Raw genomic sequence first — 14,848 nt, 5'->3', positions numbered from 1 at the left:
AGTAATCGAAGTTAGCTGCGAGAGCTAGATCTTCTACGCGGCTTTCATCTATATATGCCAAACACCCATCTTTAGCGTCATAATCAAGGCCGCCCTTGGCTATACAATCAGCTTCATCGCTGGCATCAAAAAAGTATTCGCGTGCATCACCCTCATTGGCAGATACAATAAAGTTGGCTCCTTTCCAACTAAAACTTGCAATTGTATCTGGCTGATACATGCCATATAAACCAGGGTATGATTTAAAGTTAACACCGCCGTCTTTGTCTGAAGCGTCAAATTGTAAGTTTGACCAATCTTTAAAACCGAGCCCTTTTAGCTCAAGGGAATTATCTTCAAGGTTGATGATAGCTAGGCCGTTATTTTCTTGAATAGAGACATAGGCGTATTTATTATCCTTGGAAATACTCACATATTCTGGCTCTAAATCCATCGCGACGGTGGTATTGATTAAATTGCCATTAATAGTACGCCCAGTAGGATTGGAAAACACTAAGCCCTGCGCTTCTAATTCTGCTTGCTGATTATTGTAAGCTTGAAAGTTGATACTCAAAGCAGTATCGGCAATAGTGCCGTTATTAATATCGATAATGCTAATAGTGCCTTCGGGGTCGATACTGTAATCGCCATTTGGTTCACCTTCATTAGCAACCACTACTTTTTCACCATCATGGCTAAATGTCACCATGTCGGGTAGGGCACCCACTGTTACATTTTTAATAAATACTGGTGTATCTCCGCTAATATTATAAAACGCTATTTGGCCAGCTTCACCTACGTTTGTAGCAGCCATTGCTACCGCTAATAATTGGTTATTTGCATCGATAGCAATGCTGTTTGCATCGCCAGGTGTATTTTCATTTAGTGAGAGCGTAATAGCAGAGGCTAGGTTAGTCGCGGTTACAATACCTTCGTTATCTTTTACTAATGCAGCGGTGTCGAACGTATTTGCAGGAATAATATTCACAACAGCCTCATCACCAGAGCTATTAATAGCATAAATCCATTTTTTAGAAGCTTGGTAGGCGACTATTTCAGCTGCCCCCTCTGGGCTTTGTGCATTGAGTACTGCACGACCAATAAGATTGATATTTAAAGCTGAATTTGCATTAGTGCCGTTTTCACCATTATTACCCGCTGTACCTTGTACACCCTGTGCGCCATCTTGGCCGTCATCACCATCAAGTGAGCAACCACTTAATAGTGATAGCAAAGAAAGGGCTATTATTGATTTGTTTAACATTATTGTTTTCCTTAGTGTTGTATTCGTTAAATATCAACACACAGGGATGACAACAGTATGGCATTTTTATTTATAGAATATTTAGACAATAAAAAAGCGAGTTATAAAACTCGCCTTAAATAGGGCTTGGCCTGTTACTCATTAAAACGGACTGGCCGCTACATATTATTTATATAATCATCGCGCCTTTTTCGAGTTATTTTTATAAACTCTTTTAACTCATCAACTGAAGGCTCAATACCTTGTTGGTTTTTCTGTTCAAACCAATCGGTAACATCACTGATTATGAGAGAGCCATCCTGTAGGCATAATTCATCATTTTTTAACCAAACATCGGGACCTCTGAATGATGGACTAGTATACCAATTACAAAAGCTATATCCCTCACGTGTTAATTTAGACTCAATATAAAAACTATTAGCAATAGATAAAATTATATATAAAGGTATTGCGCGCAGCATAAGCTTTACCATTAACCTTATTGTTTTTTCATTGCGGAAGTTCAATACTTTTTGTAAACCTGCAATTGTCATTAAAACAGGAAATGGAGTCATTACTATTATCGGAGCCAACAAGCCGCTTTCTCGAATATAATAAAGCGACTCATCAAAATAAACATTTTCAACAAACCCATAATAAGAGAAATAAAATAAAGCCATTGTAAATAATATAAAAGCAAACAGGCCTATCACAACTGTTAATTTATGCTCGAAGCTTTGTTCTGTAAAACGTTCTTCGGATTTTTCCCATTCTAAAATAGACATTGTTTATAGCTCATTTTTATTACTATTTAGATTTATAGATGGCAACCCAAATAAAGAATTAAAAAAGGCATAGGGATCTTCAGAAAAACCCTTTTTCAGCTTTTTATTTATGTTAATTATTCCAGAGTTAAGGTCGCTTTCAATTTTTCTCAGCTTAAATGCGATAGCATCTACGATTGGGTCTGTTGAAAAAACCATTGTGAGAACAGTAAAAGCGAGCCCTACACTAACAACAATAATAAGGGGTATTACTGCACTGGTAACAATAACAGCCCCAGCAAAGGCCGTTGCAATATGCGTTACAGCCACTGTCGTAGCTATAGCTGCTCCAACCACGGCCATGTCTACTGCTATACCAGCAACTAAGTCATGCCATGTTTTTTGATCATTTAAAAGGAAGTCTACCGCATGAAACGTTACTGAAATTACCAGAGTGAGCACAAAACCGCCTCTCATCGCTTTTGCAGCTTCTAATTTACCGACTCCTATAGTAAAAAGTTTGGGGTTACTTGCTAAATAACGAGTACCCGTTAAATGTGCTCTGATACCAGGGTAAGAAGTCATTATAATAGCGGGAGAGCCGTTATAAACTTTAATTTTAAACTTACCGAAAACATTACCTTGGCGCTGCATTATAGTCGCTATAATGGCTAATGCCTTCATATCATCAAATAAAGGGTAGAGCCCTCCTCCAGTTTTTAATGAGTCTTTAATTCGTTTCCATTTACTTGATAGTGAATTGTGCTTTTCCAGTAAATCATCAAGCCAATCGACTACTTCAGAACGAGATTTACCTTCTTTCATTTTTACAGAAATAATATAATCAACAAACTCTGCTGAGTTCATTTGAATTAGAGTATGATTATTACCTGATAGGATACTTTTTATTTGACTTTGGCGTTGTCTTTCAACGATTGCCCGGCGAGCATAAGCTGACATGTAACACTTCCTTGAGTTATATTTTAATCCATTATCTAATAGTCTAATTAATTAAGAATATTTAGGCAATAAAAAAGCGAGTTATGAAACTCGCTTTAAATATTTAATAAGTAATGGTCATTACTATTTTTTAACTGGGCGTTTCCAACCATCTAAATTACGTTGCTTGCCACGTGCTACGGCTAGCTGATCATCCGCTACGGCATTGGTAATAACAGAGCCTGCACCCACAGTTGCTGTAGCACCAATGTTTACAGGAGCAACCAGTGACGAGTTAGACCCTATAAAGGCATTATTGCCAATAATGGTTTTTGCTTTATTAACCCCATCGTAGTTACAGGTAATTGTGCCTGCGCCAATATTCACTTTCTCGCCAATTTCAGCATCACCTAAGTAACTTAAGTGGTTTGCTTTAGAACCTTTGCCTAAACGGGTTTTTTTCATTTCGACAAAATTGCCAATGTGCGAGTCTTCTTCCATTACTGCACCAGGACGAAGGCGGGCGTATGGACCGAGTGTACATTGAGCCGCAACTGATGCATCTTCAATTAGTGTATTGGCTTTAATAATAACATTGTCACCGATGCTACAGTTTTTAAGTACACAGTTAGGTCCAATTTGTACGTTATTACCAAGCGTTACATTGCCTTCAAAAATAACGTTGATATCGATGAGGACATCTTCACCTGTTTTAACGTCGCCACGTACGTCAATACGTGCAGGGTCAGCAAGGGTGGCCCCATTTAGCATGAGTTCTTCTGCTTGCCATGCTTGGTAAGCACGCTCTAATCCTGCAAGTTGTACGCGGTTATTTGCACCTTCAACTTCCATTGGGTGATCTGGTTGTGCTGATGTAATTTCTACGCCTTCACTATGCGCCATAGCAACTATATCTGTTAGGTAGTATTCACCTTGGGCATTATTGTTAGACAAGTTACCTAACCATGTTTTTAAAAGCTTACCATTAACCGCCATAATGCCAGTGTTTACTTCGTTTATAAGTAACTGCTCTGCGTTAGCATCTTTTTGTTCAACAATACCCACTAGCTTGCCATCAACACGCAGCATACGCCCATAACCATTTGGGTTTGCTAAATTAACGGTTAATACTGCTAAACCATTTTTAGGTGTCGCTGCTAATAAACGTTCAAGTGTAGATTGCTTAGTTAAAGGTACGTCACCGTATAAAACCAGTACAGTGTCGTCGTCATTTATATGTGGGTTAGCTTGTGCCACTGCGTGGCCTGTACCTAGCTGTTCAGCTTGCAGCACCCAGTTTACGTTATTATCGGCTAATTGTTGTTGTAATAGTTCGCCGCCGTGACCATAAACTAAGTTAGTAGAGGTTGCACCTAGCGCATTGGCATTATCGATAACATGTTGAACCATAGGTTTACCTGCCACTTTATGCAGTACCTTAGGAAGAGCAGAACGCATACGGGTACCTTTACCCGCTGCAAGAATAACCGTTGTTAGAGCCATTAAAACAATTTCCTTTTTCCGTTGTTTTAGCTTAATAGAATAAGTGTGCTGCAAAGTAGATTACGTAAGTCACATCATGTGCAAATACTCAGTAGGCTAAGCAATGACTACTGAATCTTAACTTAAGCAAAATAACACCTAATAGAATAGGGTTATTGTAGCGGGGATTTAAGGAATATATAAGCGCGTTTAAAGGTATTAATTCTTTAAACGCGCCTTTTTATTTAACTTTACTCATCGAAAAGTATTTTCGCCTTAACAAGTCATGTATTACAAACTCTTGCTCTCTACCATATGCTTTAAACATTCGGTTATTGTGCATATGTAAAAGAGAGCTTAAAAGTGAATCTCGAGTGCAGTTAAGTTTATTTTCTTTAATAAGCTTAACTAAAACTTTAACTACTGGTTCAGCATCACTCATCCATTCTTTAAATAACTTAGAAATAAACGTTTGAATTTCGTCCAGTTCATCTGTAGCAGCAATGTTTAGTTTATTGAAATCATCATCTAACTGCGCTTGGTACTCTCGAAAACGGTTACCTAATTGCTTACGTAAAATACTGTTTTCATTAAACTCATTACCAAAACCATCTCGTAAATGGCTGATTAGATTTAACCGCTCAGCGTCGCTGTAATCAAATAGATTAAGCAACTTATGTGTGTAGTTTAGAGCTATACGCCAACGTATATCTTCACCGTAGTCATCTACTAATAAACACGCTTTTGCAACTAATGAGCTGTCATACATAAATAAAGATTCAACTAAACCTATAGATTCAGGGCCTCCATAGCGTTCAACTTCTCGCTCATAGGTCATTAACTCTACTTTATGTAACTCTCCGCTTTCGATCATTTGATCAAGTAAGTTATTTAATAAAGGTAATAATTCGCCACATAATATATTTGGCTCCCCGTGAAAACGAACTCTAATATGCCAATCTGGATCTGAATATCTAATAAAAAACCACTTGTTAAACAAGTTTTTATTCGACTCAATGAGTGGAAGTAATTTCTCACTCAAAAGTTGCTCAACTAAAGAGTTACCACTATAAATTTTTAAACTAAGCCACTCAGAGCCAGCACTAAATCGTCGTTTAATTGGCAACGCTGATATATTTGCAAGAGGCTCATCTACAAAGTGTTTATGTACTTTTGCTTGCGTATTTCTAAAAGGCACTATTATTTCATTATTATAATGATGTCCAAACTCATCTCTAACGCGAGACGAAAAACTAGAAGATAAAACCTCCTTCAACTCAACCTTAGTTTGCCCCTTAGTCTCTGCGAGTAAAATTTCAAACATATCAGAGTTTCGCAAATCTAACTGCAAAATATTATCAAACATTGCATAGCAAACTTGTGTATCTAACTGGTAGGTATTGAAGAGAGTATTAAGCTTATCTAAATCTAGTTGGCCATCAATAAAAACTTCTTGTAGATGTTTTCTATCAACGCGCCATGTTTTTTCACTCAGCACTAAATTATCTAACATTATTCGTGGAACAAAACTATGCCTAGATGTACTTTGCGGCATAGAAAAGTTAATAGGGCGTCCGTCTTGGTGTTGTAACATACATAAAAACTTATAAGCACTAAGGCTACGCGATGAATAGTTGTGCGCACATGACAAACGCGGAATAATTTGTTTATTTAGTCTCTTACTCCAAAGCTTAACATGCTGACCTTCAACCCATACATATAAATCACTTAAATGTATTTGATACTCCTTATTTAGGCTGCTATCTGCCATAAATACAATTTCATATTCTCGTAAATGCGGGCGAGCAATAACATTACCTGGCCGCCCTTCTGGCATATGTACAACTTCAGCAAAAATAACATCGGGTGAGTGCGCTTGCTCTTGTTTTAACTCCTCTATCACTGCATTTTTAAAATTTTCATCTAAGTGACAAAAGCGACCTAATAAATTTGCCGATGATGGCCCATAACAACCATTAAACTTAAAGACTGGATTTTTTTATCATCTTCATAAAGACTTAACATAGCTGCAAAAGAACTAGGATAACTTTTGATAGCATCTTTATTCGCTATTTTACTTTTCAATTCTTTACTTGTTAGCACGATACAATCTTTATGACGATTAGCAGGAAGGCTGATAGCGTCTTCAATAATTGAGTCTATTAAACTGATACTTGCGGTTGAATTTAAAATGCTTCCTGCGCGAGCAAGGTGTAACCCTGCTAACAAGGGTGTTTCATAGCTAGTTTCATTTGAAATGCCAATCCCAGTCTCATCATCTAAAATTACATCTAGTGGTACAAACTGTCCTTCAAAACGATTATGAAATTGATTGATGAACTGAGATAAAGAGTTACTTGCTTCGTTCGCACTTAAACCAGACAGCAGTTCAAGCTGCTTTTGCAAACGATTAACTTCTATTTCACTTAAATAGCAAGCATTGTAATTACGATAAACATCAGCTTGAAACAGCTTGTTTTCTTGCACTTTTATTGGCAGTTCTTCTAAATGTGAAAGTAATTGCTTATAGGGGGCAATAGTCCCTTTTTTATCTTCATCTAAAGACTCTATTTTCACTAATGTAGTTGCTAAATTGTCTGAAATATAATTTTCATTAAGGTTTTGAATTGATTTTAATAAAGCATAGTCAGGAGAATCTCCTGTTAACGGTAACGGAATGTCGGCTACTAGCGCCCCTTCATTAATTAAATCTTGAATATAGGACTCAACATCCTCTTTATTTGCATCTTTGTATTGTATAAAAAAGGCCTCACATAAACTATTAAAGCTAATACCGGCGCTAGATCGATTTAGAGCAAACCTAAAATACTCATCACTTTCAATGGCACTCAATCGATATTGCATACTATTATCTAAGAGGTAACTTTCTATATACCGGCATTGATCCGCAATAAAATAATGTGAGGGGTTTGGCTTATATATGAGTGAATTTGAGCGAGGGGTATTTTTAATAAAGTAATCTTTTAGTGCGTTTAAATAAAACATGTCTAAACGCGTTTTACGGCTATCTTCTTTATAATTTCCAACAATTAAATCCGTAGACGAAGTAATATCGCCTTTGTTTACACCAGAAAACAAACCAAATGGCGTTGGCCTTGAGCACATTCGAACCATATATTTTATTAAGGCATGTGAAATCTTTTTCCCTTGCTTGGTGTTTGGCTTTTCACGCCATTGACTTATGCGTTCTAATAAAGAAGGGCTTGCAAGATAAAGCGCCTCTTGAACACCGTACATACCTAACCAGCTTTCTAGTATTTTGTTAGTATTTGCATTTACATCATTAAATTGTAATAGCAGCTCATTACTTAACCGTGGTACACGTATAACAAAAAACGGAGCACTTTTTATTTTTTCAGACACTACTACATCCTTTCATTTTTAAGTAACAAACAGCAATCAGAACAACCAAACCCTCTGCAGACTATAACCCATTACTATTATTTTTTATTAGAATGTCTTTTATCATGATGATACTGCATAAGAAAGCCAAGAGTTAACAAACAACCCATCATTTTTAAACACTTAAAAAACAAAATATACAGAACGACTACGCAAAGCCACAAACATTAACATCCAGGGGTTGTAAAATGGTTTCTATGAGGATTAAATGAGTTAGGCATGTTCTATTGAAATAAATGATGAAAATGAAACTAAATAAAAAGAAAATTAAAAAGTTATCGTCGGGCATGAAGCTTATACCGAATGAGATAACACCACTAATAGCCGGAGGAGGACATTGCGTAAAAAAGCAAAAGTCGATTGATGAAAACAATATAAAGACGTTTTTTTATTTTACTTATTGAAACTAAAACATCTCTAGTATCTGGTTATTATATGCTTACTCATACAATTAGAATCGGCGTTTAATAGGCTGGCTTTAGGTATTTTTATGAAACTAGCCGTTTTAATTTTATGACTTAATCACATTACCTAAAATGGTGATGTGCCAATAACGATAATAGGTGGAATGCAAATACAACCTTAACCATTCTGACAGCACCAAAAATATTATCTACTTTTTCTATCTCTATAGATTTTACTACTATCGCTTAGTAATAAATGGAGGGAAATTAATAAATGGAGGAATACAACCATTACCATTTTCGTCCATACGTACACCACCGGAAATAGCAGATATTGTTTCTTTATTTTTTAACTGAATCATTTTTTCGCCTTAAATTGCTTATTAAAATAAATCTTTACTTTTACTTATACTGCGGGGCACTGCGACCCCGCACCTAAAGAGGATTACATCCAGTCTTCTGGTGGGAATGGACGAGGATCGTTACCATCTTCAGGGATAGCCATAGTGATCGGATCATCTGGACCACCGGTCTCTTTTAAAGCGAGGGTTACATTGAAGTCGCCTTTACCGCCAACAACTTGTTCATTTTGTGTTTTTTCTAATGAAAATGGGTGCATTTTCTTTTCCTTATTTACTTTCTCGTTAATGGCTTTATTGCCGTGTTTATTACGTGATACTCCGCCAAGAATTCACGTAACGTTAAAAGCTATCTCAAACTATATTTTTTAATTACATCCAGTCTTCTGGTGGGAATGGACGAGGGTCGTTACCATCCTCTGGGATTGCCATTGTAATTGGGTCTGTAGGATTGATACCACCGCCATCCTCTGTACAACCGCCAAAATAAGTAACTTTAGAGGCAACGCCACCTACAACTTGCTCTTCTTGTGTTTTTTCTAATGAAAATGGGTGCATTTTCTTTTCCTTATTTACTTTCTCGTTAATGGCTTTATTGCCGTGTCTATTACGTGATACTCCGCCAAGAATTCACGTAACGTTAAAAGCTATCTCAAACTATATTTTTTAATTACATCCAGTCTTCTGGTGGGAATGGACGAGGGTCGTTACCATCCTCTGGGATTGCCATTGTAATTGGGTCTGTAGGGTTGATACCACCGCCATCCTCTGTACAACCGCCAAAATAAGTAACTTTAGAGGCAACGCCACCTACAACTTGCTCTTCTTGTGTTTTTTCTAATGAAAATGGATGCATTTTCTTTTCCTTATTTACTTTCTCGTTAATGGCTTTATTGCCGTGTCTATTACGTGATACTCCGCCAAGAACTCACGTAACAGTAAAAACTAATATTTGTATTTAGCTACTTACATGATTACCGGGTTAAAGTTCTAATAACTTGACCCAAACAGTCGACCCAATTACCATTTTCGTCCCAACCTAATCCACCAGCAACGGCTTTAATCTCAACAATATCTAACTCTTTCATATATGCTCTCCGTTTTATTAATTATTAATGCTCTAACATGTAATCAACAATATAATCGGACATTGAAATGCCTGATTGTTTTTCAAAACCAATAAACATGGGTGAAGGATTTGCCTCTAAAAAATAATACTCACCGCTTTTATCCCTACGCCAGTCTATAGCGGTCCAATTAAGGTATAACTCTTTTGTTATTTCTATAGCTTGTTTTTTTATTAGCTCAGGTGTATCAATCACTACCAGTTTTGCATCATCATCTACTCTAAAATCAGCCAACTCACTTTTAAGCTCTATTGATATAACACGCTCACCTATTACATAAGTCCGTATATTAGTGCCGGCTATAAACTCTTGTACTGTAATAGGGGATTTAGCCAACGCTGGTTCAACTCTTCCAGCCTCTAAGTGAGACTCTGTTAAAATTTCAGTATGCGCGCCACCAAAAACGGGTTTAAAAATACTTTGCTCTAAATTTTTATATGCAAGCTTTATATCTTCTATGTTGTTACCAACATAGGTTTGAGGAATTTTAACGCCCAAATTTTTTATTTTTTGTAACTGATACGGTTTTTCTTGATGATGCTGAAAAGCCTCCCAACCATTAACCCACTTAGTGCCATTTTTTAAGTAAAACCAAGTCCTTAAGCAGGCCATACTATCCTTTGCAGCAATACCCTGCTCAGTCATAAAAGTGGCTCGAGTCTCTTCATCAGACACGCCCGAGAAGCTACGCCAGAACACGGCTTTAATATCACTTAAATTGATAAGCGTGCCACAACTTAAAGTTAAGCTGCCATCGCCATCATTGGGTGAAAAACTAAACTTTACTTTGTTTGGAAAGTCATGTGATTGCAGTAGATATGCATCTACATTTCTCGCTTTTAATTTATTTAGTATTTTCAAGGCATGCTCATCATGTAACTGCCCAATAACAATATAAGCCATTTATAAACCCTATTAATTAAGTGTGTAATAATCTAAATTACTTATGTCGCTTTCCGCGATATTAAATATTTGACAGCTATTACTTATAACACCGTCTGAATCTAAATAGCTGTCAATACAGTCTGCTGCCATTTGTTTATCTAAAAAACGCTCTAATTCATATTCTGATTGGAAGTACTTAGCCATTTTATTATTCCTATTCTGTTATTTTTGGCTGTACAACTACGCTTTTAAATATGCATATTAAACCAGCCAATTACTCGTTTATAATTCAAATTCATGTCGCTCTATGTTTTCGACGGGATTAATAATGAGTTTATTTTTTAAAGATTGCAAAAGCCTAAAAAAAACAACAAATCAATACAAATCAATAGCTTGCGCTGAAATGTTATTTTATTATAATTTCATTTTATGCTCTAAATATGAAATAACGCGGTTTGTAAGCGCTGTATATTGTTTTAATTAGCTGGTGAAATAATAAGGTGGTTTCGACTATAGGTAGTAATTGCAGGAACTTAGGAACTAGGCTCTTCCTGAATAATATAGACACCTTTTATTTATAAATTAAGTAGACATAGAAAAAGTTAGTAATAAGGTTTCTTTATGAGGTTTAATCTTTGAGTAGATCGCAAAGTTATCAATAAACACTTTTCTTTAAAGCGAAAATAAACAACTCAGTGCAAAGTGAAACAAGTGATCTAGCAATAGAGGTAATTTTGATTTATCCACTTACTACTCCAATGCTAATTGTAGTTTTTCGCAATGGGAGAGCGGTATTTACTAAAAGTAATATATGGGACTTTTTATATCTAATTGTGTTCCGTGGCTATTTTTAGTGCTTTTATTAATCAATGAATAAGCTAATAAACAACACATCATAATAAGTCTAGACTCACGGCATCATGGCCACTCACCAACTATAACTTTAAGCTGAACTAATCGATATTGAAAAGTAAACGGCCTTCTACTAATTACCGAGGCTAAACAGTCAATCACCACCCTAGCTGAAAACAGTAATGATAAAAAGTTGACCGCTGAAAAATCTACTTTATATAAATTATTTACAACCTTAAGAGTTATTCGTAGATAGGCAATTCACCGACTAAGTTTGAAGCAGTTAAGTACTAACTCTACAGCTAAAGGAAATGAGCTTGGCTGCTAATAATAGGAGGGCGTTCAGAACTCATTTTTTCAAACCGATGTTTTAATTCTTGTTTGAGCTAGTGCATCTTTTAAAGCAAAAAAAGGAGCATATCTGCTCCTTATTCATCTTATTTCTCGCAATAAGCTAATATTACTTCTCCGCCAAGAGGGGCAATATTATTTTTCAGATTAAAAATACCAACCATCTTACTAAAAATTTCATCAATTTTATCCGCTAAACTTTTAGTACCACCGTTAATATTAAATATCTCTTTCTTATTTAAAGTTTTCATTAAATCAAAACAAAATATCAATTAAATCCTGAATAGTTTCATTAATACTATCAACTATTGATTTACCACCATTCACTTCTTCTAATTGTACTGCGTTTAATTCTTTCATTTTTTATTCCTCTTATAAGTACTATTAATTAAACTTCACAACTACCAACTGAAATAGTAAAATCATTGCCCTTGATAGAAATTGTTTGGCTATAACACTTACCACCAGTAATATCTGTAACAAGCTGACTATGAGTTATTTCGTACATACTAAATATCCTTTTATTCCATTACACCAAAACAAAGCACCAAATCACCATCATTCAATTTAATTGCAACACCACTACAAGTACCTGCACCCAGAATTGAACGGAACAAATCGTAATTATTTAACTCTTTCATCTTAATTCCTTTATTTATTAACTTTCACTTTTGCCAATACAAATACCATACTCACCATCACTTGTTCCTAACCAAACTCCACTACACTTTCCACCAGAAACAAATATTTTAGAACCTGCATTTAATTCAATCATTACTTTTTCCTTATTCCACATTTACGCCAATACAGATTGAGTATTCACCCGCTTTAATACCAATACCCCAACAGTCACCTGCACCAAAAACACTATTTGTAATCTCTTTTTTATTAAGTTCTTTCATTTTATTTTTCCTATCTGATTATTTAATTTTGATACCAACACATACACCATAATAATGGTCAACAAGCATAAAAACTGGACTTGAAATACATGTGCCACCGACAATATAGTTAACGTTATATAATTCTTTCATTTTTAATTCCTCTTATAAGTACTATTAATTAAACTTCACAACTACCAAGTAGTATTGTAAATTCATTATCAAATAGTGTTACGGTTTGGCTGTAACACTTACCACCAGTAATATCTGTAACAAGCTGACTATGAGTAATCTCGTACATACTAAATATCCTTTTATTCCATTACACCAAAACAAAGTACCAAATCACCATCATTCAATTTAATTGCAACACCACTACAAGTACCTGCACCCAAAATTGAACGGAACAAATCGTAATTATTTAACTCTTTCATCTTAATTCCTTTATTTATTAACTTTCACTTTTGCCAATACAAATACCATACTCACCATCACTTGTTCCTAACCAAACTCCACTACACTTTCCACCAGAAACAAATATTTTAGAACCTGCATTTAATTCAATCATTACTTTTTCCTTATTCCACATTTACGCCAATACAGATTGAGTATTCACCCGCTTTAATACCAATACCCCAACAGTCACCTGCACCAAAAACACTATTTGTAATCTCTTTTTTATTAAGTTCTTTCATTTTATTTTTCCTATCTGATTATTTAATTTTGATACCAACACATACACCATAATAATGGTCAACAAGCATAAAAACTGGACTTGAAATACATGTGCCACCGACAATATAGTTAACGTTATATAATTCTTTCATTTTTAATTCCTCTTATAAGTACTATTAATTAAACTTCACAACTACCAACTGAAATAGTAAAATCATTGCCCTTGATAGAAATTGTTTGGCTATAACACTTACCACCAGTAATATCTGTAACAAGCTGACTATGAGTTATTTCGTACATACTAAATATCCTTTTATTCCATTACACCAAAACAAAGCACCAAATCACCATCATTCAATTTAATTGCAACACCACTACAAGTACCTGCACCCAGAATTGAACGGAACAAATCGTAATTATTTAACTCTTTCATCTTAATTCCTTTATTTATTAACTTTCACTTTTGCCAATACAAATACCATACTCACCATCACTTGTTCCTAACCAAACTCCACTACACTTTCCACCAGAAACAAATATTTTAGAACCTGCATTTAATTCAATCATTACTTTTTCCTTATTCCACATTTACGCCAATACAGATTGAGTATTCACCCGCTTTAATACCAATACCCCAACAGTCACCTGCACCAAAAACACTATTTGTAATCTCTTTTTTATTAAGTTCTTTCATTTTATTTTTCCTATCTGATTATTTAAGTTGATTCATTAGATCTTTAATGGCTTGCAGCCATGCACCCTCATGATAAATCGTTGAAACACCACCATTCACTAATTCCAACTGAACTATATTTAATGTTTTCATATATCTCCCCTATTGAAAAATCTTTGGAATAGTTGGGACTTTAGGCCCAATTACACAGCCACCATCTACAATGCCGCCATTAGCTTCTTTCACTTGCATTATGTTCAATTCATTCATAATATTTTCCTATCTGATTATTTAAGTTGATTCATTAGATCTTTAATGGCTTGCAACCATGCACCCTCATGATAAACCGTTGAAACACCACCACTCACTACTTCCAACTGAACTACATTTAATGTTTTCATATACCTCTCCTATTGAAAAACCTTTGAAATAGTTGGAACTTTAGGTCCAATTACACAGCCACCATCTACAATACCGCCACTAGTTTCTTTTACCTGCATTATGTTCAATTCATTCATGATATTTTCCTATCTGATTATTTAAGTTGATTCATTAGATCTTTAATGGCTTGCAACCATGCACCCTCATGATAAACCGTTGAAACACCACCACTCACTACTTCCAACTGAACTACATTTAATGTTTTCATAAACCTCTCCTATTGAAAAACCTTTGAAATAGTTGGAACTTTAGGTCCAATTACACAGCCACCATCTACAATACCGCCACTAGTTTCTTTTACCTGCATTATGTTCAATTCATTCATGATATTTTCCTCTTTAAAATTTAAGGTTACTGTGTTTAGTAAGAC

12 protein-coding genes and 1 pseudogene (1 of these 13 only partly in view) are annotated in these 14,848 nt (G+C 35.3%); all 13 read right to left on the bottom strand.

From position 1 onward, the window contains the following. Nucleotides 1–1,243, bottom strand: the 5' portion of a protein-coding gene (locus AC0L7Q_RS16045) for a choice-of-anchor I family protein (RefSeq protein WP_413401031.1). Its footprint begins 542 nt before the window's first position; only the first 1,243 of its 1,785 coding nucleotides appear in the window; the start codon lies at nt 1,241–1,243; the stop codon falls past the left edge of the window. A gap of 158 nt (nt 1,244–1,401) precedes the next feature. Then, nucleotides 1,402–2,007 carry a DUF1240 domain-containing protein gene (locus tag AC0L7Q_RS16040; protein ID WP_409424285.1) on the bottom strand — a complete coding sequence of 202 codons (606 nt, stop codon included), beginning with the start codon at nt 2,005–2,007 and terminating at the stop codon, nt 1,402–1,404. A gap of 3 nt (nt 2,008–2,010) precedes the next feature. Then, nucleotides 2,011–2,946: a hypothetical protein gene (locus AC0L7Q_RS16035; RefSeq protein WP_409424284.1), complete on the bottom strand. Its 936-nt coding sequence runs from the start codon at nt 2,944–2,946 to the stop codon at nt 2,011–2,013. A gap of 123 nt (nt 2,947–3,069) precedes the next feature. Then, complete coding sequence (glmU, locus tag AC0L7Q_RS16030) at nt 3,070–4,428, bottom strand: bifunctional UDP-N-acetylglucosamine diphosphorylase/glucosamine-1-phosphate N-acetyltransferase GlmU (RefSeq protein ID WP_413401030.1); 1,359 nt, start codon at nt 4,426–4,428, stop codon at nt 3,070–3,072. Nucleotides 4,429–4,648: 220 nt separating this feature from the next. Next, nucleotides 4,649–6,322, bottom strand: a pseudogene (locus tag AC0L7Q_RS16025) (thiopeptide-type bacteriocin biosynthesis protein); the annotation flags it as partial. Between the two features lie 26 nt (nt 6,323–6,348). Further along, complete coding sequence (locus AC0L7Q_RS16020; RefSeq protein WP_418157322.1) at nt 6,349–7,791, bottom strand: lantibiotic dehydratase; 1,443 nt, start codon at nt 7,789–7,791, stop codon at nt 6,349–6,351. 682 nt (nt 7,792–8,473) lie between these two features. After that, a complete protein-coding gene (locus AC0L7Q_RS16015; protein ID WP_283235055.1) occupies nt 8,474–8,596 on the bottom strand; it encodes a hypothetical protein in 123 nt (40 codons plus the stop codon). Nucleotides 8,597–8,679: 83 nt separating this feature from the next. Further along, complete coding sequence (locus AC0L7Q_RS16010) at nt 8,680–8,853, bottom strand: hypothetical protein (RefSeq protein ID WP_413401028.1); 174 nt, start codon at nt 8,851–8,853, stop codon at nt 8,680–8,682. 112 nt (nt 8,854–8,965) lie between these two features. Next, nucleotides 8,966–9,151 carry a hypothetical protein gene (locus AC0L7Q_RS16005; RefSeq protein ID WP_309167869.1) on the bottom strand — a complete coding sequence of 62 codons (186 nt, stop codon included), beginning with the start codon at nt 9,149–9,151 and terminating at the stop codon, nt 8,966–8,968. Nucleotides 9,152–9,263: 112 nt separating this feature from the next. Further along, on the bottom strand, nt 9,264–9,449 hold the full coding sequence (locus AC0L7Q_RS16000; RefSeq protein WP_309167869.1) for a hypothetical protein: 186 nt from the start codon (nt 9,447–9,449) through the stop codon (nt 9,264–9,266). A gap of 256 nt (nt 9,450–9,705) precedes the next feature. After that, nucleotides 9,706–10,623: an ATP-grasp domain-containing protein gene (locus AC0L7Q_RS15995; protein WP_413401027.1), complete on the bottom strand. Its 918-nt coding sequence runs from the start codon at nt 10,621–10,623 to the stop codon at nt 9,706–9,708. Between the two features lie 12 nt (nt 10,624–10,635). After that, nucleotides 10,636–10,809, bottom strand: coding sequence for a hypothetical protein (locus AC0L7Q_RS15990; protein WP_171039663.1), 174 nt, complete (start codon nt 10,807–10,809; stop codon nt 10,636–10,638). A 1,085-nt stretch (nt 10,810–11,894) separates the two neighbouring features. Then, entirely contained in the window at nt 11,895–12,059 is a 165-nt protein-coding gene (locus AC0L7Q_RS15985; RefSeq protein WP_418157321.1) for a hypothetical protein, read from the bottom strand. Nucleotides 12,060–14,848: the final 2,789 nt, after the last annotated feature.

It is taken from the genome of Pseudoalteromonas sp. KJ63-1 (assembly GCF_055808145.1).
The sequence above is the reverse complement of the archived record's forward strand: the minus strand, read 5'-3'. Positions and strand labels throughout refer to the sequence as shown.